Annotated in this window: 1 pseudogene; it reads right to left on the reverse strand. The window is 64.9% G+C overall.

The window, feature by feature from the left end:
- Positions 1–740 (reverse strand): annotated as a pseudogene (locus GCT19_RS42365) (ESPR-type extended signal peptide-containing protein); the annotation flags it as partial.

A 740-nucleotide genomic window follows, 5' to 3' on the forward strand; every position in this document is an offset into this window, starting at 1 on the left:
CCAGTGCCTCGGCCGTGCTCGATGCCGCGCCGTACAGCTGGCTGCCGTTGATCGCATCCACGCTCGATGCGTTCACTGCGCCATTCGCCACGCCCGTCACCGTGCGGTTACCCGCCGCGCCCGCCACGTTCACCACGGTGCCGTCCATGTCCTTCGCTACCGTGATGTCGCGCGTGTTCGCGTCCTGCTGTACCAGACCCACCGTACCTTCGGACAACTGGTTCTGCACGCTCGCGATGTTGGTCGCGTTTTGCGCAATGTCGCCCGTGTTCTGCGTCGTGCGACCGTCGAGGTTCGTCACGGCTTCGGCCACGCTGTACACCGTCGTGCCACCCACGCTGAACTTCGGCGCGCTGATCGAGCCATCCGCAAGCACGATCGAACCACCGCCCAGCGCGCGGGCCGTGCTCCACGCCGTGCCATACAGCTGGCTGCCATTCACCGCGTCCACGCTCGATGCCCGCACTGCGCCCGCAGCCACCCCGGTCACCGTACGGTTGCCCGCGGTGCCTGCCACGTTGATCACCGAACCGTCAGCATCTTTTGCCACCGTGATGTCACGACTGGTTGCGTCCTGCTGGACCAGACCCACCGTACCTTCGGACAACTGGTTCTGCACGCTCGTGATGCTGGATGCGTTCTGCGCGATGTTGCTCGTGTTCTTTGCGATGTCAGTTGCATTCAGCGCGATATCGCCGGCGTTCTGCGCAATGTCGCCCGTGTTCTGCGTCGTGCGACCG

Source organism: Paraburkholderia atlantica (assembly GCF_009362785.1).
GTDB classification, from domain to species: domain Bacteria; phylum Pseudomonadota; class Gammaproteobacteria; order Burkholderiales; family Burkholderiaceae; genus Paraburkholderia; species Paraburkholderia atlantica.